This window comes from Streptomyces atroolivaceus (genome assembly GCF_000717025.1).
Classification (GTDB): Bacteria; Actinomycetota; Actinomycetes; order Streptomycetales; family Streptomycetaceae; genus Streptomyces; species Streptomyces atroolivaceus.
Window position 1 is genome coordinate 188388 of sequence record NZ_JNXG01000009.1, and the last position, 25085, is coordinate 213472.

Consider the following 25085-nt stretch of genomic DNA (forward strand, 5'->3'; position numbering starts at 1 on the left):
CGCCGCAGACATAGAGCCGGTCGACCGGCACAAAAGGGACCTTCGCCACAGTGGCGACGCCGCTCCGCCGCGAGCTGGTGACGGAGGTCACGGACGGGCGAGGGCATCGAAGCCCGCCGCCCCTCCGGACGGCCGCACCGGCTCCCGCGCTCACGCCGGGCTGAGCGTCAGACACTCGTGGCAGCGGCACGGCGTGGGATGCGGTCCGGCCCACGAGGTGGTGCGGTACCCGACCGACAGCCGGCCGAGGAGGGCCGCGAGCTCCTCGGCGTCCTGACGGCTCATCCAGCAGCCGCCCGCGCCCGCCTCCTCGCACAGCCTCAGCACGGTCGGACTGTGTACCGGCACGGCCCGGAAGGTGTGCAGATTGCGGGTCGACATGTCGGTGGTGATGTACGTGCCGGTATGGCGCCCGCGCCCGATCGTGGTCAGCTGTTCGTGGGCCACCCCCGCGTAGGTACCGATCACGTACACCTTGGAGCCGCCCCGGTGGGACTTGGTGCCGGGCCGCAGCTCCTGGCCGCCCTCCCCGTAGCGCCGCCATCGCACCACGTTCGCGGCTGTCAGCCACGCCTGCCCGGCCGGTGTCCCGCCTGCCGGGGCCGTCACTGCGGCTCCGCGGTGATCAGCAGACGGTCGGAGACGGCTTCGTATCCGATGCGCAGGTACACGCCGTTGCTCGTCGGATTCGCGAGGTCCGTGAAGAGCAGCACCTCCCGGGCGCCCGCCTCCCGTGCCGTGCGGCTGACCTCCGCCGTCACCGCCGCCGCGTAACCCCGGCCCCGGTGCTCCGGTGGCGTGTAGACGGCCGTCACCCGCACCGTGCCCGCGATCCTGCGTGAGACGCCTGCCATCGCCACAGGCTCTCCGCCCGCCTCCCAGAGGGTCCATCCGCCGTAGGCCACACGTTCGTCCACGATCCGTTCCGCCTGGTCGCCGGAGAGGCGGGTCTGCTCGCCGAACGCCGTGAGCCATGCGACGAGCAGTGCCCGGTCGGCCGGGGTCGCGGTCCGGGGCCCGCCGGCGGGGGCAGGGGAGGGCGGTACCGGCGTTCCCAGCCTGTACAGCCGGTGCTCCTCGTCGACGCGGTGGCGTGGCCAGCGGGAGGCCAGGACCTCAGCGGTGTCGCGGTCGGCGTTGATGCCGGGCAGCGGCAGGGCGTCCGCCGGCGCGGATACCGCGTCGGGCGCGGCCGTGCCCAGGATCGGCACGAACGGCGGTGTGCGCACGAGCGCTCCCGCGACCTCACCGTCAGCCCCGCGCCACCAGCCCAGCACCGGTGGCTCCGCCCCGAATGCGTGCGGCCCGCTCTCCCGCAGGGTCCCGGCGACGGTCAGCAGCAGGGTGTTCTCGGCGGGCCGGGCGGCCAAGGACGCGCCGGCGGCGTCCAGGAAGGCGTCGACGTCATCGGTGAAGGTCCAGGTCATGCCTCATCCTGCGGGGTCCCGCACCCCGGGGTCACCCCGATTCCACAGGCCGGCCAGGGACTTTCTGGACGAACCGGGCTCCGGGCGATGGTAAGGCGGCCCGGACACCTCCGACGAGCGGCGTCCGGCCAGTCACCCGGCGGCGGTTCCCGGCAGCCCCGGTCCCGCGTACGGAGCTGCGGTCAGGAGCCCTGGGAACGGAGGGTGACACGGAAGGTTGTAGTCACGATGCCGGACGGGTGGCCCGCTTGTTCGGCCAGAGTTCCTGGGCTGCCTGGCGTCGGAAGTCCAGGAGGGTCCGGCCACTGGTGACGGCCCACAGGGCTGCCAGTGCGACTCCGGGGACTGTCGCCGGTACGAGAAGGGCCGTCCGCAACGACATGGGTGCCGGGTCCGCCGTGACGCGCGCGTGCGCAGGGGCTTCTCCTGGACGATGATCCAGACCGGTGACTGGTCGAATACGTTCGTGCCCAGGTAGCGGCGGCCGCGCTCCCGAGTGAGGCTGAAGGCGTGGACCCGGGTTCCGTGGCACGCGAGGAGGCGACGGAGATGCAGGGCGCGCTGCCTCCGCACCCCGTGAAGAGGTCCCCCGAGGGCGACGGCTTCACGGTGTGTCCCGACGCGCACGGCCCTCTGCGCGTCACCGGAGACGTCGCCGGGCACGTCCGCGGAATGGCCGACGAGGTGCCGGACGAACCGCTCCATCTGTCCCTGGGCGCGGACCGGGTGCTCCGGAGGGGACGGGAAGCCGAGGTGGCCGCCCCGGAAAAGCCCCACGTCATGCCGTGTGGCCGAGGGCGAACAGGGCAGACGCCGTTCTGTGACCACAGCGGGACAGGAGCCGTCCATCACCGACGCGGACCGGAACCAGCGGACCGGCCGACGCGCGGCGCGCCGGACGGGTGAACCGGGCCGGGGGATATATCTGTATTCGGTGCCCTTTGATCCGGACCGCCCGTCGTGATCGTCCTCATCCTCTGCCATTTCGCACTCGCCGCGTGCGCGGCGCCGCTGGTGCGACGGTTCGGCAGGTACGCCTTCGTCGTGCTCGCACTGCCCCCCGCGGCCACCACGGTGTGGGCGGTCACCGAGTGGAGCGGCGCGGAGGCGGGCCGGGCGGTCACCTGGTCCTGGGAATGGATCGGTACGTACGACGTGTCGATCGCCCTGCGCCTGGACGCGCTCGCCGAGCTGATGGCGCTGCTCGCGGCAGGGGTGGGCATGCTCGTCCTGCTGTACTGCGCGTCCTACTTCACCGACGACTCGCCACAACTGGCCCCGTTCGCCGGGAACCTGCTCGCCTTCGCCGGTGCCATGCTCGCCCTCGTCCTCGCGGACGACCTGATCACGCTCTACGTGTTCTGGGAACTGACCACCGTCTTCTCCTACCTGCTCATCGGGCACGGCAGCGAGCGCAAGAAGAACCGGCGCTCCGCGCTCCAGGCGCTCACGGTCACCACACTGGGCGGCCTCGCCATGCTGGTCGGCTTCCTGATCCTCGGCGAGGCGGCGGGCACCTACCGGATCTCCGCGATCGTCGCCGATCCACCGGAACCGACCACCGCCGTATCGGTCGCCGTCGTCCTCGTGCTGTGCGGTGCCCTGTCCAAGTCGGCGATCTGGCCGTTCAGCCTCTGGCTGCCGAACGCCATGGCCGCCCCCACCCCGGTCAGCGCCTACCTGCACGCCGCGGCCATGGTCAAGGCCGGTGTCTACCTGGTGGCGCGACTGGCTCCCGCCTTCGCCGACGTCCCCGTCTGGCGGCCGGTCGTCCTGGTGCTGGGGGGAGCGACCATGCTCCTCGGCGGCTGGCGAGCCCTGCGCCTGAACGACCTGAAGCTCGTCCTCGCCTACGGCACCGTCAGCCAGCTGGGCTTCCTCACCGTGCTGGCCGGGGCGGGCAACCGGAACGCCGCGCTCGCCGCCGCCGCACTGATCCTGGGGCACGCCCTGTTCAAGGCCGCGCTGTTCCTCGTCATCGGCATCGTGGACCACGCGGCCGGTACGCGTGATCTGCGCAGACTCTCCGGCCTCGGCCGCACCATGCCGTACGTCTGTACGGTCGCGGTGCTCGCCGCCGCTTCCATGGCCGCCCTGCCACCGTTCCTCGGATTCGCAGCCAAGGAGGCCGCCTTCGACGCGCTGCTGCACGGCGACGCGGCCGACCGCTGGGTTCTGGCCGTCACCGTCGTCGGCTCGGTGCTGACCGTGGCGTACACCCTCCGCTTCGTATGGGGGGCGTTCGCCCGCAAGCCCGGCCTGGCCGACACCCCGGTGGTCCGACGTGTGGGCGCCGCTCTCCTGGCGCCGCCCGCCGTGCTGGCCGTCGCCGGGCTCGTGCTCGGCCCCGGTGTCGGATGGACGGACCGTCTGTTCGCCGCCTACGCCGATGTCTTCCCCGCCCCCGCCCACCCCTACCACCTCGCGCTGTGGCACGGCTTCGGCCTGGTCCTGCTGTTGTCCGCGCTGACGTGGGCGGGTGGCACCGTGCTCTTCGCCGGCCGTACGGCGGTCATCCGGATCTCCCGGCGCGTCGCCTGGCCGACCGCGGACAACGTCTTCGGACACCTCCTGCTCGGCCTGGAAAGGGTCGCCCTGCAGATCACCGGATTCGTCCAGCGCGGCTCCCTCTCCGGTTACCTGGCCATCACCATGGCGGTGATGCTCGCCGGGCAGCTGGCGGTCCTCGCCACGGACCGGCCCTGGGAGGGAGCGGTCGCCCCCCGGGTGTGGGACGCCCCGCTCCAGGGCGCGGTGGCCGTGCTGACCTGTGCGGCCGCGCTCTCCTGTCTGACCGTCAGCCGCCGGATGAAGGCCGTCGTCCTGGCCGGGCTCACCGGATACGGGGCGGCGTTGCTCTTCGTCGTGCAGGGCGCACCCGACCTGGCGCTCACCCAGTTCTGCGTCGAGACCGTCTCGATGATCGTGTTCGTCCTGGTCCTGCGCCGGCTGCCGGTGCGCTTCGAGGAGTCCATCGGCACATGGCGGCGGGCCCTGCGCATCCCGGTGGCGCTGGTCGCCGCGGCGACGGTCGGCGTGGCCGTCTGGGTGGCGGGCGCCGCTCGCGTCGCCGAGCCCGCGGGCGCGGCGATGGTCGAGGAGGTCGCCCATCACGGTCTCAAGGACGTCGTGGCCACCATCCTCGTCGACCTGAGGGCGTGGGACACGATGGGGGAGTCCGCCGTCCTGGCGGCGGCGGCGATCGGGGTGACCAGCCTCATCTATCTGCACCGCCGTGGCGAGACGTCCATGAACAGGGAGGAGCTGCGGGGGGAGACCGCCTGGGCCATGTCGGGCCGACGGCTCACCGGTCTCCCGCACGGCGACGACACGGCGCCCGAACGCAGCTGGCTGGCCGCCGGATCCACGCTCGCGCCCGAGCACCGCTCCATCGTCTTCGAGGTGGTGGCCCGGCTGCTCTTCCATCCCATCCTGGTGCTCTCCCTGTACCTGCTGTTCTGCGCGGAGAACATGCCGGGAGGCGGCTTCGTCGCCGGGCTCGTGGCGGGGCTGGGTCTCATCACCCGCTACCTTGCGGGCGGCCGGTTCGAGCTCGCGGAGGCGGCGCCGCTGCAGCCCGGGCTCTTCACCGGCCTCGGACTGTTCGTCTCCACCGGCGTCGCCCTGGGCGGCCTCGCGGAGGGGACGGTGCTGCACGCCTGGACCTACCACGGGCATCTGCCCGTGTTCGGTGACTACCACCTGAGCACCTCGGTCCTCTTCGACTTCGGTGTCTATCTGCTTGTTCTCGGCGTGGTCCTGGACATCGTGCGGGCGCTGGGCGCCAAGGTCGACCGGCAGATCGAACGGGCGGCAGGCGCGCTCGCCCCCGCGACGGACTCCGGGACGGGGGAGCCGAACCGATGACCATGAGCCTCTCGCTCCTCGCCACGGCCGTCGTCCTCTGCGCGGTCGGCGGCATCCTGATGCTCTCCCGGCCGCTGACCCGCATCCTGCTCGGCGCGGTGATCGCGGGCAACGGGATCAACCTGCTGGTCCTCTCGTCGACCGGCTCGGCAGGGGCGGCACCCCTTCTCTACGGTGTGCCGCTGCGGCGGATCACCGACCCGCTGCCCCAGGCCATCGCCCTCACCGCCATCGTCATCACTCTCGCCACCACGGCCTTCCTGCTCGCCATGGCCTATCGCAGTTACCAGCTGACCGGCACGGACGAGGTCCACGACGACCTGGAGGACCGGCGCATCTTCCTGCGCGCCGAGGTGCTGGGGGAGCGGGCGGAACTCCGGGAGGAGTACCGGGCGGAGCCCGGCCGAAGCAGGAAGGACCGCGCCCGCTACCGCCAGGAACACCGGCGGCTGCGGGCCCGGCTCCGAGCCGACCGTGCCCTTCAGGCCCGGGGCCGCGACGCAGGCGGCGATCTGTGGCACGACGTGCTGGGAGCCGACCCGGAGGACTACGTGAACGACAAGGACGACGACCGAGGAGCCGCCGGATGAACGCTCTCGTTCCGCTGCCGGTCCTGCTGCCGCTCTGCGCCACCGGGCTGAGCCTCGCCTTCGGCACCAGGCTCGCGCGCTTCCAGCGCTTCATCAGCGTCGCCGTCCTCAGCGCCGTCCTCTGCCTCTCGGTGATCCTGATGATCGCCGTCGACCGGCAGGGGCCCCTCTCCGTCCATCTCGGCGACTTCGCCCCGCCGCTCGGCATCACGCTGGTCGCCGACCGGCTGTCCGGGCTGATGCTGACGGTCTCCTCGGCGGTCACCCTCTCCGTCCTGGTCTACTCACTCGGCCAGGGCATGGCGGACCGGGACAAGGAGACGCCCGTCGCCGTATTCCACCCCGCCTATCTCATCCTGGTGGCCGGGGTCTCCCTCACCTTCATCGCGGGCGACCTCGTCAACCTCTACGTCGGTTTCGAGATCATGCTGGTCGCCAGTTTCGTCCTGCTCACCCTCGGCGGGACCGGCCCACGGATCCGGTCCGGCTCCACCTACGTGATCATCTCGCTGTTCTCCTCGATGCTGTTCCTGACGGCGATCGCCATGACCTACGCCGCCGCCGGCACGGCCAACTTCGCCCAGCTGGCCGTCAGGCTGCCCGATCTGCCCCTCGGCGTGCAGACCCTGGTCCAGGCCATGCTGCTCACCGTCTTCGCCATCAAGGCCGCCGTCTTCCCCCTGGCGGCCTGGCTCCCCGACTCCTACCCGACCGCGCCCGCGCCGGTCACCGCCGTCTTCGCGGGTCTGCTGACGAAAGTCGGCATCTACTGCATGCTGCGGATCGAGACCCTGCTCTTCCCCGGCAACAGGCTGGGCGACCTGCTGATGGCCGTCGCCCTCGCGTCGATGATCGTGGGCATCCTCGGGGCGGTCGCCCAGACCGACCTGAAACGGCTGTTCTCCTTCACCCTCATCAGCCACATCGGCTACATGGTCTTCGGAATCGGCCTCGCCACCCGTGAGGCGTACGGCGGCGCGATCTTCTACGTGGCCCACCACATCACCGTCCAGACCACCCTCTTCCTCGTAGCGGGGCTCATCGAACGCCGGGGCGGCACCAACGAGCTCACCCGGCTCGGCGGACTGGCCAGGTCGGCCCCGCTGCTCGCGGTCCTCTTCTTCCTCCCCGCGATGAACTTCGCCGGGATCCCCCCGCTCTCCGGTTTCATCGGGAAGCTCGGACTCATGCGGGCCGGCGTCGCCGACGGCAGCGTGTGGGCCTGGATCCTCGTCGCCGGCGCCACGGTGACGAGCCTGCTCACCCTGTACGTGATGGCCAAGATCTGGAACCTGGCCTTCTGGCGCACCGAGCCACCGGGGCAGACCGCCTACGGCACCGTCCTCGAGACGGCCGACGACAGCGACAGCGGCGATGCCGACACCGGGCCCGACCGCATCCCCGGCACGGGCGACGAAGGGGTGGGACCGGCCCCGGCGCCGGCCGGCAGGCCGGTGGCCGCGACCTTGCAGGGCCAGGCCGTCACCACCACGATCCGTCCGCCCGCGGCCATGACGGCCGCCACCGCCGGCGCCGTCGTGCTCGGCCTCGCCTTCACGCTCCTGGCCGGTCCCCTGACGGCCTACACCGACCGAGCGGCAGCCGAACTCATGGAGCGGCGGCCCTATGTGGAGGAGGTGCTCGGCCGTTGAGGCGCCTGATCACGCTGTCGTACCGGAACCCCGACCTGCCTCCGTTCAGCGTCGAGTTCGCCGGCCGCAGACGCCGCGTACTGGATCTTCCGCTGATCGCCTGGCTCACCCTGATCTGGGTCCTGCTGTGGTCCACCCTGACCTGGGCCAACGTCGTCACCGGCGTGGTCGTCGCGGTGACCCTCTGCCTGGCGTTCCCGCTGCCGCAGGTCGATCTGGGGCTGCGACTGCACCCCTGGGGCATCATCCGGCTCGCCGCCTATCTGCTCTACGACATGTACACCTCGGGCGTGAAGGTCACCCGGCAGATCTTCGCCGACCGCCCGCACCGGCCCGCCGTCATCGGCGTACCCCTGCGCTGCCGCAGCGACCTGATGCTCGCCGCGACCGCGGTCAGCGTCTCGAACGTGCCGGGCGGCTCCGTCGTCGAGGTGCGCCGGGCCACGGCCACGCTCTTCCTCCACGTCCTGGACGCGGACCGGCCGGAGCAGCTGGAGGCGGCCCGCGCCCAGGTCTGGAAGCTGGAGGAGCTGACGGTACGGGCTTTCGGCACCCGCGAGGAGATCGGCCGGGTCTCCGAGCCCCCGCCACCGCTCCCCGGGTCCGACGTAGGAGAGGAAGAATCATGAGCGGTCCCGAGACCGTCGACCGGGTGCTGATCAGCGCCGCGGTCGTGTTCGTCGTCCTCTCGGGCGCGCTGCTGCTCTTCCGGATCAGCCGCGGGCCGTCCATGCTGGACCGGGCCATCGCGCTCGACGTCTTCGCGGCCGTGGTCATCGCGGGGCTGGGCGCCAAGTCCGCCTTCGCCCGGGACTCGTTCTACTTCCCGATCATGCTGGTGCTCGCTTTCCTGGGCTTCACCGGATCGGTGGGCATCGCCCGTTTCATCGCCGTACGCGACAAGCCTCTGTCTCGTGGGAAGCCCGGCGGCAAGGAGGATCGGACATGAGTGCCTGGCTTCAGATCACGGACACGGCCGGGGCGGTTCTCGTGTTCCTCGGAGCCGCGATCTGCCTGCTCGGGGTGGTCGGCATGGTGAAGCTGCCTGACGTGCTGTCGCGCAGTCACGCGGCGACCAAGCCGCAGACCCTGGGGCTGCTGCTCGTCCTGGCCGGGGTCGCGCTGAGACTGCGCAGCGGCATGGACCTGGCGACGCTTGCCCTCATCGGCTTCTTCCAGCTGATGACAGGGCCGGTGGCAGCCCACCTGGTGGCGAGGTCGGCGTACCGGACGGGGCAGATCGAGGGCGGTGAGCTGCTCTTCGACGATCTGGACGCGCAGCTCACCCAGCCGGGACAGGAACCTGGTGCGGGGCCGGAACAGGACGCGGGGTCCGGGCGGAGCTGAGCGTCCTCACCTTTCGAGGGGCCGGTCACGCAGCTCGCCGATCGTGGTGCGGGGGCCCCGGGCCGGCCGGTGACGTACCCGTGCACCCGTGCCCGCGCGGCCACCGGGGGCGATCGCGGCTTGGTCGCACGGACGGTGCGCGGATCACGGAAGTCGTGCAGCCGTCGAATGCGACGCCTCCCCGTATCCCCACGCCGGTCACCCTGATTCTGCGATGATGCGGCGGGGAACAACCGGGCGCTGGGGGGCGTATGGGAAGCACGGGTACGGCGCTGCGCGAATTGCGCGGCGCACAGAAGTCGTCCAAGGGCGTCTCGCTCTACTCGCGGTACGTGAACCGGCCGGCCGGCCGCCTGCTCGCTGCGGGCGCGTATCAGATGGGACTGACGCCCAACCAGGTAACGCTGATCAGCGCAGCGTTCACATTCACCGCCATCGCGGCCGTAGCGCTCCTGGAGCCGTCCTGGTGGCTCGGGGCCGCCGTCTACGGGGGTCTCGCCATCGGTTTCGCCTTCGACTCGGCCGACGGGCAGCTCGCGCGGCTGACCGGGCGGGGCGGGCCGGACGGCGAATGGCTGGACCACGTCGTGGACTGCGCGAAGATGATCCTCGTCCACAGCGCGGTACTGATCTCGTTCCACCGCTTCGACGGCCTGCCCGGCGAGGGCTGGCTCCTGCTGCCGCTCGGCTTCCTGTTCGTCGCGGTGCTCACCTTCTGCGCGGGACTGCTGAGGGAGCAGCTCGGCAAGGCGGCGGCCCGCGCGGCACCGGCTGCCGACGGCGCCGCCGCCCCGGTTTCCCGGGTCCGGGCCGTGGCTCTGCTGCCCGCGGACTACGGGGTCTTCTGCCTGGTCTTCCTGCTGGTGGGCGCACCCGGGGCCTTCCGGGCCGGGTACGCCGTCCTCGCGGCCGTGCACGCCTTGTTCCTCGTGGCGTTCCTGGTGAAGTGGTTCAGGGAGCTGAAAGCGCTCCGGGCCGGCTGACGAGCACGTCCAGTGCCCGGCGCAGCTGGGTGCTGGACGTGTGCACCGTGTACGGGAAGTAGACGACCTCCACCCCGACCTCGGCGAAGTCCCGTTCCAGACGCTCACCCTTCTCGGTGCCCCGCCAGTCGTCGCCCTTGAAGATGACGTCGAAGCGGACCTGCTGCCAGGTCTCGACCTTGTCCGGCACGGTCTCCACGAACGCCGCGTCCACGTAGCGCACACTGCGGACGATCTCCAGCCGCTCGGGCAGCGGGATCACCGGTCTGTGGCCCTTGGCCAGCGCGGCCATCTCGTCGGAGACGACCCCGGCCACCAGGTAGTCGCACTGGCTGCGGGCGTGGCGCAGGATGTTCAGGTGGCCGACGTGGAACAGGTCGTACACCCCCGGCGCGTAACCGACTCTGTGCTGCACCATCCGTTCTCTCCCCCCACGGTGGAACTGGTTCAACGACCTTACTGTGAAGAACACTTGTGCATCCCGTGAACGGATAAGCTCGAAGAACAGGCTGTTCCGGGGGGAAGGCGATCATCCGTTGTCCGCTGCTGAGCATCAGAGGCCGTTCGAGAACCGCAGACTTCTTGTGGTCTCCACCAACTACGCCCCCGAGCTGACGGGCATCGGCCCGTACGCCACGCAGCTCGCCGAGCACTGGGCGGTGTCCGGGGCCAGGACCGACGTCCTGACCGGCATGCCGCACTACCCCGCCTGGCGCGTGGACGAGCGGTACCGGGGAGTGTGGCGGAGCCGTGAGAACCGTGGCGGGGTGCACGTACACAGGCGGCGGCATTATGTGCCGCCCCGTCAGACGGCTCTGCGCAGAGGCGCGTTCGAGGCGTCCGTGCTCGTCCACGGGATCCTCGCGCCGCCGCCGGGCCGCCCCGATGCGGTGATCTCCCAGATGCCGAGTCTCGCGGGCGGCGTGATCGGCGCCCGGCTCGCGCGCCGCCACCGCGTACCCCACATACCCGTCGTCCAGGACCTGATGGGAGCAGCCGCCGCGCAGAGCGGTATCCGCGGGGGAGGCAGGGCGGCGGCCGTCGCGGCGAAGGCCGAGCGTTACGCGCTGCGCGGCGCGGCCCTCGTCGGCGTGATCCACGAGAGCTTCGTGGAGGGTGTCACCGCCCTCGGAGTGGACCCCGGACGCATCCGTGTGGTCCCCAACTGGACCCACGTACGGAGTCCTTCGGCCGACCGTTCCGCCACCCGGGCCCGGCTCGGCTGGGCCGAGGGCACCCCGGTACTGCTGCACTCCGGGAACATGGGCCTCAAGCAGGGGCTCGACGTCCTGATCGGCCTGGCGCGGCTGGCGCCGGACATCCGGGTCGTCCTGATGGGTGACGGCAACCAGCGCGACGGACTGCGCGAGCGGGCCGAGGGGCTCCCCAACCTCGACTTCCTCCCGCCGGCGGATGCCGACGACTTCACCGATGTGCTCGCCGCCGCCGACGTGCTCGCGGTGACCCAGCGGGCCTCCGTGCTCGACATGAGCGTGCCGTCCAAGCTCACCTCGTACTTCGTCTCCGGACGCCCCGTCGTCGCCTCCGTGGCCGACGAGGGCGGCACGGCGGACGAGGTGCGCCGTTCGGGCGCGGGAGTCCTCGTGGCCCCCGAGGACCCGGCCGCGCTGCTCGCCGCCGTACGGCGGCTGGCCGCCGATCCGGCGGCGGCGGACGCGCTGGGAGCGCGGGGTCCGCGTTACGTCGCCCAGCACCTGAGCCGGGAGGCGGGCCTCGCCCGCTTCGACGCCCTGCTCACCGAGGCACTCGGGTGCGCACCGCGGGCCGCGCGAACCGGGGACACCCGAGGGGGAGCACGCCGATGACACATCAGATCCGTCCCCTGGACGACCAGGACGAACCGGCGCTGCTGCGCGATCAGTTCCGCCAGCTCCTGCGCTACCGGGCGCTGCTCGCCGGTGGTGTCGCCGTAGGTCTCCTCGGCGGGGGTTTCCTCGCCCTGAGCGGCGACGACACGTACACGGCCACCGGGGAGGTGCAGGTGCGCTCCGCGACCGCCGATCCCTTCGCCACCGGAGCGTCCGCCGACAAGGGCATCAACATCGGCTCCGAACGGCAGACCGCGGTGAGCGACACCGTGGGCGAGCTCGCCGCCGGGACACTGCTCAAGAAGGGCGACGACGTCACCGCCCGGAAGCTGCTCGCCGGCCTCCAGGTCACCAACCCGCCCAACACCCTCACCCTCCGCTTCTCCTACACCGGGTCCACCCCCGAGCAGGCCCGGTCCCGCGCCGAAGCGCTCGCCAACGGCTACCTCGCGCACCGCAAGGCGCGCACCGAGGAGAGCATCGACAACATGGCGAACGGCTACCGTGCCCAGCTCGAACCGCTGGAGGAGAAGCGCGACCTGCTGGAGGAGCGGACCGGAGTCGATGCCGCGGACGACGTCAGCAGCGCCCGCGCCAACATCATCGTCTCCATCTCCGAGCTGAGTCGGAAGATCTCCGAGCTCAAGGCGCTCGACACCACCCCCGGCTATCTCAACAAGAAGCCCGTCGCTCCCACCGAGCCCGCCGGCGCGGGTCTGCCGCTGCTCCTGGGGCTCGGCGCGGTCGTCGGCCTCGCCCTGGGACTTCTGCTGTCCTGGGTGCGTCTCGTCTTCGACCCCGCCGTGCGCTCCCCCCGCGAGCTCGTCCGCTCCCTCGGGGCACCGCTGCTCGGTACCCTCCCCAGGGAACGCGCGGCCGCCGGCACCCTCCTCGCCATCGGCCGCAGCGGTTCGCGGCTCGCCGAGGAATACCGGGCGGTCGCCTTCCGGCTCGCCTACGACCCGTCGTTCGCGGAGCGGCGCCGGCTCCTGGTCACCGCCCCGCGCGGGGACAACGCGGCGGCCGCCGCCGCCGTGGTCAACCTGGCCGCCGCCTTCGCCGAGATGGGCCGCGACGTCCTGCTCGTGGAAGCCGACCTGCGTACCCCGTCCCTCGCCCGTGACCTGGGACCGGCCGCCCACGAGGTCCGGCCGCCCCGCTGGGCCGCCGAGGAGGGCGACCGCAGCTGGCCGGCAGGGGGCCGTTCCAACGTGGACGTGCCCGGTTCAGGGGCGTTCGCCCTGGTGGCCGGGACCACCGCGGACAACGTGCCGCGCGCCCTGACCTCCGCGTCCGTCGGCAGGATCGTCGCCGAGGCGGACCGCCCAGGCACCGTGGTCATCGTCCTCGCCCCGCCGGTGCTGTCCTACGCCGACGCGGTGGCCCTCGTCGACCGGGTCGAGGGAGTCATGATCGTCTGCGACCCGCGCGAGGTGCACCGCAGCGACCTCGAACGCATCCGCGAGATCATCGGTGCCTCCGGCGGCTCGGTGCTCGGCGCCCTCCTCCACCCCGGCAGGGGCCGGCTGCGCCGCGCGGAGCGCCGGCCAGGTTCCGGCCGGCGCCGCACCGGCGGAGGGCCGGGCGGCCCGGTCGCCGAAGCGGACGCGCCGGAGATCACGGGGAACCCCGACGAGACCATGGGCCTGCGCTCCGTCACCCTGCCGGGGGCGCGCCGGTGAGAGCCCGCACCGCGGTGCTCTGTTCGGTCGCGGACCAGGGCGTGGCGGCGCTCACCAACATCCTGGTGCTCGTGGCCGCCGCACGGCTCTCCACCGTGGCCGACTTCGCCCGCTTCTCCGCGGTCTACCTCGTCTTCACGGTGCTGCTGGGCGCCTCCGGTGCGTACACCGGGCAGCCTCTGGTCCTCCGGCGCGGCGGGGGAGCGGACACCCGGGGTGCCTGCCGGTCGGCCGTCGTGTTCACCGTCGGGGCCTCGGCCGCACTCGGTGCTCCCCTGGCCGCGGTCTGTCTGCTGGTTCCTGGGGACACCGCGCGCGCCCTCGTGGTGCTCGGCGTCGTCCTGCCGGTGGTGCTGGGTCAGGACGCCCTCCGCTACGCCTTCTCCACCCTCCAGCGGCCGCATCTCGCCCTCCTCGCCGACCTGCTCAGGCTGACGTGTGTACTGGGCGCCCTGTCCGTCCAGGAGTACGGCGCCACCCCCGCTCGGCTCATCCTGGTCTGGGGGCTGTCCGCCCTGCCCGCCCTTCTGCTGTCCGGCGTGCTGCTGCACCGCGCGACCCATGGGGCTGCCCCGCTGCTGCTGCGTCCGATGCTGAGGCGCGGCCACCTGGGGCAGCGCTTCGCCGTCGAGTTCGGCGTCGGCAACGCGACCGGCCAGCTCTCCGTACTCGGACTCGGGGCCGTCGGAAACCCGCTCCTGGTCGGCGCCCTGCGCGGGGCCACCACGCTGTTCGGACCGCTCAACGTGCTGTTCACCTCCGCCACGTCCTTCGGCCCGCCACTGCTCGGCCGCATCGGTGACGAGCGGCGGCGGGTCCGGGCCACCGCGGGGCTCGCCGCCGTCCTCGCCGCCACCGCCGCCCTCTGGGCCACCGCCCTCGCCCTGCTGCCCGAGCGTGCGGGACGCGAACTCCTCGGCGACACCTGGCCGACCGCCGCCGCCCTGCTCCCGGCGACCGGCAGTCAGTACGCCGCGATGGCCGTGGGTACCTGCGGGCTGCTCGCCCTGCGCATGCTCGACCCGCGTACGACGCTGAGCATCCAGGTGGTCTTCTCGCTCACCGCGGTGGCCCTCATGGCCGGGGGTTACGCCCTCGGAGGCATCCCCGGGGCCGCCTGGGGGCTGTGCCTCGGTTCGCTCTGCAAGGCCGCCGCCACCTGGACCCGGGTCGCCCGGCTGCGCCGCCGTGGCCCGGCGGGGAAGACCGTCAGCGCCGACGCGCTGCCCTCTGCTCCCTGAACGTCGTGATCAGCACGAGGCACAGGGCGCCGATCGCCAGTTTCCCCGCCGCCTGGAGGAGCGGGCCGCGCAACAGGATGAACGTGTACCCGGCGATCAGCGGTGCCGCGATCGCCAGAACACTTCCCGGGCCGGGCCCCGCCCGGGTGACGGCCAGCGCGTACCTGCGGTCGGCGCGGGCCGCCCCGTAGCCGATCAGCGCCAGGCCGCCGATCATGCCGGACGCGCCGAAGTCGACCCAGAACTCGGTCCACAGCGGTGCCGACAGGTTCGTCATGTTCATCCCCATCCACTCGCCGACCCGGACCCCGGTGTCCTCCGGCTTCCCGCTCCACACCGCCCTGGGGACGAAGAAGAGTGCCGAGCCGGCGAGCTGGCGGCCATAGGTGTGGCCCCGGGTGTCCACCCAGGAGATGGTGTTGGCGAACATCACCGTCTGGTCGTAGTCCTTGGTGGCCAGCGGCTCGAAGACGGAGGCCGACTGCACGGGCCGGTAACCCTCGTCGTCGTAACGGAAGCGGTCGGCGTACGGGAACAGCACCAGCGCGCCCACCACGCCCATGGCCAGAACGGATCGGTACATCGCGGCGCTGCTCGGGAACGCGGTGAACAGCAGGGACACCAGCACCGTCAGGAACCAGTAACGCGCGTTGGAGATCGGGTTGTTCACCACCAGGTTGACCGCCGCGAGCGCCACCCACACCAGGACGGTCGAAGGGGAGCGCCGCGCCCGGCGCGAGGTCACCAGGCGACGGGTGTAGAAGAGGAAGGCCAGCAGCGCCGGGACGGTGCCGAAGCCCTTGAGGAAGGCGGATCCGACGTTCGACTCCGCCGAGGCCACCCCGCTCTGCGCCACCGTGTCGCTGATCTCCTGGCGGCTGGAGAAGAAGACGGCAGGCCCGCCGAGCTTCAGCACGTAGTAGCCGCTCGCGAGCAGCGCGAGCAGCACCAGCAGCCGCAGCCTGACCGGGTGCGCCACCGGGGGTCCGCCCGTGCCGCGCGAGGGGGCGCGCCGTCGGAGCGGCCGGCGCGAGGCCAGCAGCGCGCCCAGGTCGAAGGCCGCGCACCCCACCAGGATCATCGCGATCGCCGTCACCAGGTCCGAGCGAGGGCCCACCATCGGCGTCGGCGTCTGCCCGATCACCACCTGGGCGAAGGGTGCGACACCCATGGCGATGTACACGAACATCCAGAAGACACCCTGGAGCAGCCGCCGCCGGGTGGAGAGGATCATCGTGGAGAGCCGGGCACCGGAGTAGCAGGTCAGGACGAGCTGCAGCCAGTAGGCGGTGTCCCTGACCCCCGAGCCGGGCTGGGCGGCGATCACGGCCGGCAGGAAGCAGACCAGGCCCAGGATGAGCGGCACGGAGACCGCGCGCGAAAGCATCGCCCAGGTCAGGGGCCTCGCCGGGGGCTCGGTCGGCGGGCGCGGAGCGCTCACTTGGACGGCAACGGTCCCCACCGACTCGTCCACGGACGTCATGATCCCCCGATCACCGGCCCCGAAGGCCCGCTCGCCGGCCTCCTGGCCCACGAACACTCTAACGAACGCGCCCACTTGAGGGGGTGCGATGGCTAGTCTGTGAACAGTCGGCCGAGGTTGAGGGGAACCCTGGTGAAGGTCCTGCACATCGTCACGCTGCACACTCCGGACCACGCGTTCGGCGGCCCGACCCGGGTCGCGCTCAACCTGTCCAGGGTCCAGCGCGCGCACGGGGACGACGCCCGCATCATGGCGCTGGGAGACGGCTTCGAGGGCGGACTGCCGGGCCGGGTCGAAGGAGTGCCCGTGCACCTCTTCCAGGCCCGGCACCTGCTCCCGATGTTCGAGGTCAGCGGCATCACCTCCGCAGCCCTGTTGCGCACCGCGCGCCGCATGATGCGCGGCGCCGACCTCGTCCACGTCCACCTGATGCGTGACCTGGTGACCCTGCCGGCCGCGCTGCTCGCCCTGGCCACCCGCACCCCGCTCGTCGTCCAGACGCACGGCATGGTCGACCCGACCGAGAAACGGGTCGCCCAGCTCACCGACCTCCTGGGCGTCCGCACGGTGCTGCGCCGCGCCGACGCCGTACTCCATCTCACCGAGGCCGAGCGCCTCGACGTGAACGCGGTCGCCGCGCCGGTCGCCCTCACCAACACCGTCAGGCTCGTCAACGGCGTACGGCCGCAGGAGCGCAAGCCCGCCCGCGAGCCGGGCCGGCCGCCGACCGTGCTCTTCCTGGCCCGCATCCAGGAGCGCAAGCGGCCCGAGGACTTCGTCGCCGCGATGCCCGCGGTCCTGGCCAGGCATCCCGACGCCCGTTTCGTGCTGGCGGGGCCGGACACCGGGGCACTCCCCGGCACCCTCGCGCTCGCCCGCCGGCTCGGCGTCATGGACGCGCTGGACCACGTGGGGCCCCTCGGGCACGAGGAGGTGCTCGCCGCCGGGCGGCGGGCCGACGTGTACGTCCTGCCGTCGATCGAGGAGCCGCTCGGCGTCTCGGTTCTGGAGGCCATGTCCGTCGGTACGCCCGTCGTCATCACCCGGACCTGCGGACTCGGCCCCGACGTGGCGGGGGCGGGGGCGGGCCGGGTGATCGACAGCAGGGTCGGGGAGGACTCCGAGAACGCCCGCAAGGTCGCTGAAGCGGTCCTGGAACTGCTGGAGCCCGAGGCCAACGACCGTGCGGGGAAGGCCGCATGGGAGCTGGTCAACGGCCGGTTCACCATCGAGACCGTCACACGGACCCTCCGGCAGACCTACGAGGACGTGGTCCGCCGGAGGGCGTGAGCGTCAACCCGTCCTTCCCTCCCGTGACTTGAGGGCGATCTGCCAGCGGTAGAAGCTCATCGCGAGCGCGAAGTCCAGGCCGGCGCGTCCGTCCAGGAATCCCCGCCGGTAGACGTACATGTAGGCGAAGGACACCAGCGGCTTGAACGGCGCCTTGTGGAAGAGCTGTCCCTGGCGGGACTTCACCTTCCGGACCTGTTCCTTCACATCGGGATGGTGCTCCAGCCACGCCTCCCAGTCCGAGTAGCGGTTGTGCCGCTCGAACCAGGCGGTGACGGGGTCCAGGTCCTGGTGCTCGATCGGATTGCTCAGAGCCTCCGCCGTCGCCGCGACCGGCTGGTAGTGGCCCTCGACCTCTCCGATGCCGGGCGCGGCGAGGTCGCCGACCTCCGGGTAGTGGCACCGGGTCCGGTCCGTCAGGGAGCGCTTGCGGATGGTGTAACCGTGCCGGAGCCGTTTGCCGGAGAACCAGTAGCCGAGCGGGATGTCGTACGCCGCCGGCTTCGGGCTGCCGGGGTCGGCGAAGATCCTCCGCAGCTCGGCGAGCAGCCCTGGGCTGAGCCGCTCGTCACCGTCCAGCAGCAGGATCCAGTCCAGATCCGTCCGGACGTTCTCCAGGCACCACTGCTTCTTGCGCGGATGCCCTCCGTCCCAGGTGTAGGTGACCACCTCGGCCCCGCACTCCTCGGCGATCTTCGCCGTGTCGTCGGTGCTGTGGGAGTCCACCACGACGACGGCCTCGAAGTGGCCCAGGACCGACTTCACCGCCTCGGCGATGTTCAGGCCCTCGTTCTTCGTGGGAATCGCCACGGCGATGGGCAGCTTGTTCAACGGTCGTCTCCTTGTGGCAGCCAGGCGTAGCAGCCTGTGGAGGTGAAGGTGCGGGCGGACTGCGGGACGGTGATCTCCACCTGCTCACCGGTGTCGGAGGAACCCGATTCCAGCTCCTTGCCGTCCGCCCCGGTCAGCTGCCAGCTGCAGGCCTTGGTGGGGGAGGGGGCCCGGTACCCGCCCGGCCGGATCGTGGCGCCCTCGTGTGTGCCGTCGGCGTACCCGAGAGCCGCTTCGTCCACGAGGTCCTGGTGCTGGGGGCAGAGGTGGGCCACGGCCGGTTCCGCGTCCGCGACCTCACCCGAGACGATCGCCCCGACGGCGATGTTCCGGTCGGCCTTGACCAGGTAGCGGAGCCGGTCGCAGGTCTCCTGTCCCGTCTGGAGCACCGCGGCCGGATCCATGCCCTTGGGCACGCGGTCGGTCAGATACTCCTTCTGCTTCTTCGTGAAGGACCCCGTGGCCGGGGTGACGTCCCCGGCGGGCGCCTTCGGTGTGGCGCCGGGTTTCGTGGCCCGGGTGCCGGCCGGGGAGGCCGCCGGCCCGGCGACGGAGGGAGCTGGGGGGGCCACCGCGGACGGCGTGCCGCCCGCCGCCGGCTTCCCGCCCCCGTCGCCGGACCCGTCGGACGAGCCGCCGCAGGCGGCCAGCACCGCCGTCGCGAGGGCGACGGCGGTGCTGGTCAGGAATGGATGTCTCATTCACCCGTCCTCAAGGCGTAGTGGGCGCTGACCTGGGAAGCGCTGAGCGCGGTCGGGTAGACGGCGGTCTCGTCGATCTGACCGGCGAAGAAGTTGCTGGTCGGGCGGTTGGCCCAGTTGGTCAGGTTGTCCCCGCCGACCCGCCAGTAGCCCGGGTAGTTCTCGTTGCCGGAGTAGAGGAGATTCGACGCGCGCAGCTGCCCGTCGACGTACAGCCTCATGCCGCCCGTTCCCTGGGTGGCGACGACATGGTGCCAGTTGCCGTCGTTGAAGGCCCCGGCCGTGGTCACCGTGCGGCGGCCGCCGCTGTAGACACCGAAGACCAGCCTCCCGTCGTTGGCCATGTACACGTGTTTGTCGAAGCGGGTGCTGTTCTGCATGGACAGGTTGCCGAACCCGATGATCTTGCCGCCGCGCGTGGTGGTGGTCTTGATCCAGGTCTCCACGGAGAAGCGGATGGGCTGCGGGTGGCGCTTGTTGCTGTACGCGTACTCGCTCGCCCCGTCGAAGCCGATGGCGGTCGAGTCGCCCGCGATCGCCGCCGGGGTCTGCTGGTAGGCGGGCGCGTTACGCAGGAAGCCGTTGTTCAGGCCTCCGGTGGTGTCCGCCGCGAAGGTGGACGTGCCCTCGTCGTAGCGCCAGTACAGGGAGGCGCCGTCCGACAGCACCCGTGCCGGGTACCCCTGGGTCGACGCGGCGACGGTCGCCGACTGCGGCGGTGACTTGGCGCTGGTGTTGGTGCCGTCGCTCGCGGTGATGCGGTACGAGTGCGTCTCGCCCACCGCCACGTCGGTGTCGGTCCACGTCTGCTGCGGGCGGTCCCAGAAGAGCGAGTACCCCGTGACCGTGTGCACGGGGGTGCTCGCGCCGTCCTTGTAGATCCGGTAGGTCAGCTCCCCGTCGTCGGTGTCGAAGCTGGTCTGCCAGTTGACGTCGATACGTCCGGGTGTGACCGTCGAGAGACTGACGTTGGGCACCCAGGGCGACCCCGTGTCCGGCCCGTCGGCGAACCGGGTCAGCCCCTGCTGGCCGGCGCCGTTGACGGTGGTGAACTCACCGCCGACCCACAGGTAGTGGTGTCCGCCCTTGTCGGTCTGCGCCATCACCCGGGGCCCGACGGGTTCACCGATGCCGTCGTTCGTGTCGGGGAACCAGGGCAGGAGCGTCGGGTCGTCGACGGACTGGGCCAGCAGGTGCTTGCGGGGCTGGTCGGCGAAGCCGCCCATGCTGGCGCAGTCGTGGGCGTGGCTCCCGCTGTACAGCACACCCGAGTGGACCAGGACGGCCTGGGTGGCGCCCAGGCAGGTGTCCCGCCAGCGCTGCTGGTAGTCGTCGAGGTCGATGGCGATCCGGCCGTCGAACACCCCGCCGCCGGTTCCCTCGTTGGCGGTGTACAGCCCGGTCGCGTCCGTCGTGAGGTCCTGCACCGTCGACGTGTTCGGGATGAAACCCGGGTAGCTCCTGACGAGCGCGCCCGTGGTGGCGTCGACGACGGCCAGGGCGTGCGAGGTGGTGCCGTTGACGGTGAAGAAGTCACCGCCGAGCGCCACGTGCCGCCCGTCGGGTGTCACCTGGACGGCCCGCGCCACCTCGTCGGCGTCGGCCCTCCACGGAAGGAGGTCGGCGCCCGTGGTGACCGCGGCGAACTTGTTCCTCGTCTGACCGCCCACGCTGTTGAAGTCGCCGGCCAGGTAGACGGTCTCCGCGGTGACGTCCAGGGCCCGGACCGTCGCCGAGACGGAGATCTTGAAGTCCTGGCGGGGTGTGCACGTGGCGGTGTCGACAGCCGCGATGTTGCTGACCCCCACCCCGTTCACCGCGCCGAACTGACCGCCCGCGTACAGGGTCCCACCGTCGGGAGAGAGGGCCAGCGCCCTTACCGTCGCGGTCCCCGAGGACTGGGTGAACGACAGGCTGCACCCCGTCGGTGCGCCCGTCGCGGCGTCGAACGCCGCGAAGTTGACGGCGGGCTCCTCCGAGGTGCCCGCCGCCGCCTCCGGCGGCCGGATGGTGGAGAAGGTGCCGCCGGCGTAGACGACCCCGTCCGTCGCGGCCATCGACCAGACGATGCCGTTGGTCTGCCAGGTGGTGAGGTCGTCCGCGGTGATGGACACCGGAGGTGTCAGCGCCGCCGCCGGGGAGGCCCCGGCCGCTGTCGCGGTCAGGGCTCCGGCGAACAGGCAGAGCGCGGCGGACGCGGCCCGCACACGGCCGCTTCCCCCGAGTCTCCGCCCCGTGCTTCCGTTCATCATTCAACTCCGAAGGTGAGGACGAGCTGCGGCCGGTAGGCCGCGGTTGCCTCGCTCGACCAGATGCGGAGACTGTCCGTCCCGCTGCTGGTCAGGGCGAGTGAGGAGACGGAGCCCAGGGCCCCGTCCAGTGCGGACGCGTCCAGCTCCGCCGAGTGGTCGGTGGAGACCGAGGCCGCGCCGGTGATGGTCCCCAGCACGGACGTGGAGAGCGCCGGCCGGGTGTTGTAGGTGACCGCCGATTCGGTCCACGCGCCGGTGACCGGCACGATGCTGTGGCTGTCGGCCGACCCCGCCGTCGAGTCCGACGAGGTACGGAAGGTGAGCCGCGCGCTCTTGAGCACCTGGCCGGCCGGAGCGGACGGCAGGGTGAAGCGGAGATAGCTCAGATAGGCCGTGCTGCCCCGTGAGGCGAGCTGGTTGTCGTTGTAGTTCGTGTTCGCCGCCACGCTGTTGACGTACGCGTCCTGCTCCGGGGTGAGCGTGACGGTGTTGTCGCCGGGGCCGGGCGGGGCGCCCGCCAGCTCGTGGTGCTCGGCCACCTGCGCGGCGGTCAGCGCCGACGGGTAGACCGCGGTCTCGTCGACCTGCCCGGCGAAGTAGTCGCTCGTGGGGCGGTCGGGCCAGGCGTTGTTCATGGCGTCCCCGCCCACCCGCCAGAACCCGTTGTACGAGCGGCTGCCGGTCGCCGGATTCGCGCCGACCGCCTCCCCGTCGACGTACAGCACCATGCCCGACGGTCCCTGCGTGGCGACGGCGTGGTGCCAGGCGCCGTCGTTGTAGGACCCGGCCGAGGTGATGGTGGGGCGGGTGCTGCCGCTCTGCACGCCGAACGCCAGCCGGCCGTCGTTCGTGAGGTAGACGAGCTTGTCGGAGATGCTGCTCGTGTGGCCGCGCTCCGTACCGATGTTGTTGCCGTGGCCGACGATCCGCCCGCCGCTCGTGGATGTCGTGCGGAACCACGTCTCGACCGAGTAGGACGTGGGTGAGGTGTAGTGGTGCAGCCGGTCGGTGTAGACGTACTCGTTCGTGCCGTTGAGGGAGAGCGCGGCGGATCCGGCCACCGCGGACGGCGTGGACCGGTAGGACGGCGCGTTCATGTAGACCCCGCCGTTGCCGCTGGCCGACGCGTCGGCGGCGAAGGCGCCACCGGTCTCGTCGTAACGCCAGTAGAGATCGGCTCCGTCCGCCAGGACCTGCTCCTGGTAGGGGGACGCCGAGGACGCGGCGGTCACCGAGGCGGCGGCCGAGAGCGCGCCCGTGTTCGTGCCGTCGCTCGCCGTGATCCGGTAGCTGTACGTCCGGCCCGCCACCACGTTCCTGTCGGTGAAGGTCAGCTGCGGCCTGCTGAAGAACAGTGAGGAGCCCGTCGTCGTGTGCACCGGCGCCGAGCCGCCGTCGCGGTACACGCGGTACGTCAGCAGACTGTCGTCCAGGTCGAGGCTGCTGCGCCAGCTGACCTTGACCTCGCCGGCCCGCGGCGCGGACACGCTCACCGCCGGCGCGGCGGGGGCCCCGGTGTCCGGGGTGTTCGCGAACCGGGTCAGCGCCTGCTGGCCGGCCCCGTTGACCGTGGTGAACTCGCCGCCGACCCAGAGGAAGTCCCGTCCGCCTCGCGAGGACACGGTCAGCGCGCGGGGGCCGACGGGCTCACCGATGCCGTCATTGGTGTCGGGGAGCCAGCCCAGCAGATCCGGGTCGTCGACGGACTGGGCGGTCAGATGCTTGCGGGTCTGGTTGGGGAAACCACCCATGGTGGAGCAGTCGTGCACATGGCTGCCCGCGTACAGCACCCCCTGGTACACCCGGAGCGCCTGCGTCGCACCCTGGCACGTGTCACGCCACCGCTGATCGAAGCCGTCGAGCTCCATGGCGAGCCGCCCGTCGAACGACGCACCGCCCGCGCCCTCCCCGGCCGCGTACCAGCCGTCCGACTCCGCGTCCGTGACGATGTCCTTGATGACGGCGGACCGGGGGATGAAGGAGGCGCCGTAGGCGTGGGTGACGGCGCCCGTGGAGGCGCTCGTCACCGCGAGCGCGTGCGAGGCGGCGGAGCCGACGGTGAAGAAGTCACCGCCGATGAGGACGCTGTCCCCGTCCGGGGTCACCCTCAGGGTGCGGCCCGGCTCGTCGGCGTCCGGGTTCCATCCGGTCAGGGCTCCTGCGGCGGTCACCGCGCCGAAGAAGCGCCGGGCCGTGCCGTTGACGGTCTGGAAGTCGCCGCCCGCGTAGACGGTGCCGTCCGACGCGACGTCGAGGGCGCGGACCGTCGCGCCGAACTGCGGGGCGAACCCCGCCCGCGGCCGGCAGGTGGCGGTGTCGATCGCGGTCAGCCCGTTGACGGCCGTGCCGTTCACGGCGTTGAAGTAACCGCCCGCGTACAGCGTGGACTTGTCGGGGGAGACGGCGAGCGCCCGGACCGTCGCAGTGCCGCCGGCGCGGGTGAAGGAGAGCGAGCAGCCGGTGGGCGCCCCGGTCGCCGCGTCGAACGCGGCGAAGTTCACCGCGGGCGTCGTGTTGCTCCCGGCCGGGGATCCCGCCGGCCGGATGCCCGAGAAGGTGCCTCCCGCGTAGACCACCCCGCCCGCTTCGGCCAGCGTCCAGACGATGCCGTTGGTCTGGTACGTGGACAGGGCGTCGGCGGTGAAGCCGACGGGCGGGGTGAGCGCGGCGGCCGGGGGAGCGGAGACCGAGGCGGCGCCCAGCGTGCCGGCGGCGAGAGCGAGGACCGGCGCGAGGACGCCGCCCCTCGCACGTCTGAGACGTCCAGGACGTACGTTCCCGCTCACCGGTCCACCCGGACCGCGGACCCCGCCAGCTGGTCGCTGAGCTGCCGGATGTCCGCGTCCACCATGATCTGCGCCAGCTCGCGCGACTTCACCTCCGGTTTCCAGCCGAGGAGTTCCTCGGCCTTGGAGGCGTCACCGATCAGCGCGTCGACCTCGCTGGGACGCTCGTACTTCGGGTCGTAGCGGACGTGCTCCGCCCAGTCGAGGCCCGCGTGTTCGAAGGCGTACTCGAGGAACTGCCGGACACTGACCCCCTCACCGGTGGCCACCACGTAGTCGTCGGGGGTGTCGCACTGGAGCATCCGCCACATCGCCTCCACGTACTCGGGGGCGTACCCCCAGTCGCGTACGGCGTCGAGGTTCCCCAGATGCAGCCTGTCCTGCAGGCCGGCCTTGATCCTGGCCACCCCGCGAGTGATCTTGCGGGTCACGAAGGTCTCGCCACGGCGCGGTGACTCGTGGTTGAACAGGATCCCGTTGGTGGCGAACATGCCGTACGCCTCACGGTAGTTGACCGTCGCCCAGTAGGAGTAGACCTTGGCCACGCTGTACGGGCTGCGCGGGTGGAACGGGGTCTTCTCGTTCTGCGGGGGCGGGCTGGCGCCGAACATCTCGGACGACGAGGCCTGGTAGACCCGGGTGTCGATACCGCTGGCCCGGACCGCCTCCAGCAAGCGCACCGTGCCGAGCCCCGTGACGTCCCCGGTGTACAGCGGAGCGTCGAAGGACACCCGGACGTGGGACTGGGCGCCGAGGTTGTAGACCTCGTCGGGCTGTATGTCCCGCAGCAGGTTCACCAGCGCGACGCCGTCGGAGAGATCGGCGTGATGGAGCACGAAGGAGCGATTCGCTTCCTCGGGCCCCTGATAGATGTGATCGATCCGCTCCGTGTTGAAGCTCGACGAACGCCGTATCAGGCCGTGGACCGTGTACCCCTTCTCGAGCAACAGCTCCGACAGGTACGAACCGTCCTGACCGGTCACTCCCGTGATGAGTGCGGTCTTTGCCATGACTCCCCCTCTGTTCTCTGTGGTCACCCTGTGGGCGTTTTGCTTCTCCGAAATTTCTGGATCTGAGCGGAATGCGGCAAAGGGTCACCGGGGCGGCGCGCTGCTGGCAGAATC

Annotated in this window: 20 protein-coding genes; 11 read left to right on the plus strand and 9 right to left on the minus strand. The window is 71.6% G+C overall.

What is annotated here, in order from left to right; translation table 11 throughout:
• Positions 1-150: 150 nt before the first annotated feature.
• Both OO67_RS19425 and OO67_RS19430 read right to left on the minus strand, forming a co-directional pair.
• Complete coding sequence (locus OO67_RS19425; protein WP_051709566.1) at positions 151-609, minus strand: hypothetical protein; 459 nt, start codon at positions 607-609, stop codon at positions 151-153.
• A complete protein-coding gene (locus OO67_RS19430; protein WP_033302044.1) occupies positions 606-1427 on the minus strand; it encodes a GNAT family N-acetyltransferase in 822 nt (273 codons plus the stop codon). Before OO67_RS19430 ends, OO67_RS19425 begins: the two co-directional genes overlap by 4 nt.
• A 960-nt stretch (positions 1428-2387) precedes the next feature.
• On the opposite strand from OO67_RS19430, the gene OO67_RS19440 reads away from it, so the two are divergent.
• The 7 genes from OO67_RS19440 (at position 2388) to OO67_RS19470 (ending at position 9866) form a co-directional block, all read left to right on the plus strand.
• The gene (locus OO67_RS19440) at positions 2388-5294 is read left to right on the plus strand and encodes a Na+/H+ antiporter subunit A (protein WP_033302048.1); all 2907 of its coding nucleotides are present in this window, start codon (positions 2388-2390) and stop codon (positions 5292-5294) included.
• A complete protein-coding gene (locus OO67_RS19445; RefSeq protein WP_033302050.1) occupies positions 5291-5884 on the plus strand; it encodes a Na(+)/H(+) antiporter subunit C in 594 nt (197 codons plus the stop codon). Before OO67_RS19440 ends, OO67_RS19445 begins: the two co-directional genes overlap by 4 nt.
• Positions 5881-7536, plus strand: a complete 1656-nt coding sequence (locus OO67_RS19450) for a Na+/H+ antiporter subunit D (protein WP_033302052.1) — start codon at positions 5881-5883, stop codon at positions 7534-7536. Before OO67_RS19445 ends, OO67_RS19450 begins: the two co-directional genes overlap by 4 nt.
• Positions 7533-8165, plus strand: a complete 633-nt coding sequence (locus tag OO67_RS19455; protein ID WP_033302053.1) for a Na+/H+ antiporter subunit E — start codon at positions 7533-7535, stop codon at positions 8163-8165. The genes OO67_RS19450 and OO67_RS19455 overlap by 4 nt, the downstream gene beginning before the upstream one ends.
• Positions 8162-8485, plus strand: coding sequence for an MrpF/PhaF family protein (locus OO67_RS19460; RefSeq protein WP_033302054.1), 324 nt, complete (start codon positions 8162-8164; stop codon positions 8483-8485). The genes OO67_RS19455 and OO67_RS19460 overlap by 4 nt, the downstream gene beginning before the upstream one ends.
• On the plus strand, positions 8482-8883 hold the full coding sequence (gene mnhG, locus OO67_RS19465) for a monovalent cation/H(+) antiporter subunit G (RefSeq protein WP_033302057.1): 402 nt from the start codon (positions 8482-8484) through the stop codon (positions 8881-8883). Before OO67_RS19460 ends, mnhG begins: the two co-directional genes overlap by 4 nt.
• A gap of 251 nt (positions 8884-9134) precedes the next feature.
• Complete coding sequence (locus OO67_RS19470) at positions 9135-9866, plus strand: CDP-alcohol phosphatidyltransferase family protein (protein WP_033302060.1); 732 nt, start codon at positions 9135-9137, stop codon at positions 9864-9866.
• Here the strand turns inward: OO67_RS19470 and OO67_RS19475 are convergent.
• A complete protein-coding gene (locus OO67_RS19475) occupies positions 9835-10284 on the minus strand; it encodes an FAD synthase family protein (protein ID WP_033302061.1) in 450 nt (149 codons plus the stop codon). The genes OO67_RS19470 and OO67_RS19475 overlap by 32 nt on opposite strands.
• Positions 10285-10402: 118 nt before the next feature.
• Here OO67_RS19475 and OO67_RS19480 point away from each other — a divergent pair, with 118 nt between their 5' ends.
• Genes OO67_RS19480 through OO67_RS19490 form a run of 3 tightly spaced genes read left to right on the plus strand, consistent with a single transcriptional unit; the run spans position 10403 to position 14618 of the window.
• Complete coding sequence (locus tag OO67_RS19480; RefSeq protein WP_167748659.1) at positions 10403-11692, plus strand: glycosyltransferase; 1290 nt, start codon at positions 10403-10405, stop codon at positions 11690-11692.
• Entirely contained in the window at positions 11689-13377 is a 1689-nt protein-coding gene (locus OO67_RS19485) for a hypothetical protein (protein WP_033302247.1), read from the plus strand. The genes OO67_RS19480 and OO67_RS19485 overlap by 4 nt, the downstream gene beginning before the upstream one ends.
• Entirely contained in the window at positions 13374-14618 is a 1245-nt protein-coding gene (locus OO67_RS19490) for an MATE family efflux transporter (protein ID WP_033302066.1), read from the plus strand. The genes OO67_RS19485 and OO67_RS19490 overlap by 4 nt, the downstream gene beginning before the upstream one ends.
• Here OO67_RS19490 and OO67_RS19495 read toward each other — a convergent pair.
• Positions 14587-16101: a hypothetical protein gene (locus tag OO67_RS19495; RefSeq protein ID WP_033302250.1), complete on the minus strand. Its 1515-nt coding sequence runs from the start codon at positions 16099-16101 to the stop codon at positions 14587-14589. The two genes, OO67_RS19490 and OO67_RS19495, sit on opposite strands and share 32 nt — an antisense overlap.
• A gap of 132 nt (positions 16102-16233) precedes the next feature.
• Between OO67_RS19495 and OO67_RS19500 the strand changes: the two genes are divergently transcribed.
• Positions 16234-17391, plus strand: a complete 1158-nt coding sequence (locus tag OO67_RS19500) for a glycosyltransferase (RefSeq protein WP_033302068.1) — start codon at positions 16234-16236, stop codon at positions 17389-17391.
• Positions 17392-17394: 3 nt separating this feature from the next.
• Here the strand turns inward: OO67_RS19500 and OO67_RS19505 are convergent, their stop codons facing one another.
• From OO67_RS19505 to gmd, 5 genes are read right to left on the minus strand one after another with little or no spacing between them, the layout of a single operon-like run.
• Positions 17395-18222 carry a glycosyltransferase family 2 protein gene (locus OO67_RS19505; RefSeq protein ID WP_033302070.1) on the minus strand — a complete coding sequence of 276 codons (828 nt, stop codon included), beginning with the start codon at positions 18220-18222 and terminating at the stop codon, positions 17395-17397.
• The gene (locus tag OO67_RS19510; protein ID WP_033302073.1) at positions 18219-18923 is read right to left on the minus strand and encodes an Rv1352/Rv1906c domain-containing protein; all 705 of its coding nucleotides are present in this window, start codon (positions 18921-18923) and stop codon (positions 18219-18221) included. Before OO67_RS19510 ends, OO67_RS19505 begins: the two co-directional genes overlap by 4 nt.
• Positions 18920-21175, minus strand: coding sequence for a LamG domain-containing protein (locus OO67_RS19515; protein WP_051709568.1), 2256 nt, complete (start codon positions 21173-21175; stop codon positions 18920-18922). Before OO67_RS19515 ends, OO67_RS19510 begins: the two co-directional genes overlap by 4 nt.
• Positions 21172-23961 carry a LamG-like jellyroll fold domain-containing protein gene (locus OO67_RS19520; RefSeq protein WP_244300265.1) on the minus strand — a complete coding sequence of 930 codons (2790 nt, stop codon included), beginning with the start codon at positions 23959-23961 and terminating at the stop codon, positions 21172-21174. Before OO67_RS19520 ends, OO67_RS19515 begins: the two co-directional genes overlap by 4 nt.
• Entirely contained in the window at positions 23958-24971 is a 1014-nt protein-coding gene (gmd, locus tag OO67_RS19525) for a GDP-mannose 4,6-dehydratase (protein WP_033302076.1), read from the minus strand. Before gmd ends, OO67_RS19520 begins: the two co-directional genes overlap by 4 nt.
• Between the last annotated feature and the right edge of the window lie 114 nt (positions 24972-25085).

Bases quoted from the DNA above. Each gene is read 5' to 3' on its own strand.
- OO67_RS19430 (WP_033302044.1), bottom strand. From the start codon at position 1,427: ATGACCTGGACCTTCACCGATGACGTCGACGCCTTCCTGGACGCCGCC.
- OO67_RS19445 (WP_033302050.1), top strand. From the start codon at position 5,291: ATGACCATGAGCCTCTCGCTCCTCGCCACGGCCGTCGTCCTCTGCGCG.
- OO67_RS19450 (WP_033302052.1), top strand. From the start codon at position 5,881: ATGAACGCTCTCGTTCCGCTGCCGGTCCTGCTGCCGCTCTGCGCCACC.
- OO67_RS19460 (WP_033302054.1), top strand. From the start codon at position 8,162: ATGAGCGGTCCCGAGACCGTCGACCGGGTGCTGATCAGCGCCGCGGTC.
- mnhG (WP_033302057.1), top strand. From the start codon at position 8,482: ATGAGTGCCTGGCTTCAGATCACGGACACGGCCGGGGCGGTTCTCGTG.
- OO67_RS19470 (WP_033302060.1), top strand. From the start codon at position 9,135: ATGGGAAGCACGGGTACGGCGCTGCGCGAATTGCGCGGCGCACAGAAG.
- OO67_RS19475 (WP_033302061.1), bottom strand. From the start codon at position 10,284: ATGGTGCAGCACAGAGTCGGTTACGCGCCGGGGGTGTACGACCTGTTC.
- OO67_RS19485 (WP_033302247.1), top strand. From the start codon at position 11,689: ATGACACATCAGATCCGTCCCCTGGACGACCAGGACGAACCGGCGCTG.
- OO67_RS19495 (WP_033302250.1), bottom strand. From the start codon at position 16,101: ATGACGTCCGTGGACGAGTCGGTGGGGACCGTTGCCGTCCAAGTGAGC.
- OO67_RS19510 (WP_033302073.1), bottom strand. From the start codon at position 18,923: ATGAGACATCCATTCCTGACCAGCACCGCCGTCGCCCTCGCGACGGCG.
- OO67_RS19515 (WP_051709568.1), bottom strand. From the start codon at position 21,175: ATGATGAACGGAAGCACGGGGCGGAGACTCGGGGGAAGCGGCCGTGTG.
- gmd (WP_033302076.1), bottom strand. From the start codon at position 24,971: ATGGCAAAGACCGCACTCATCACGGGAGTGACCGGTCAGGACGGTTCG.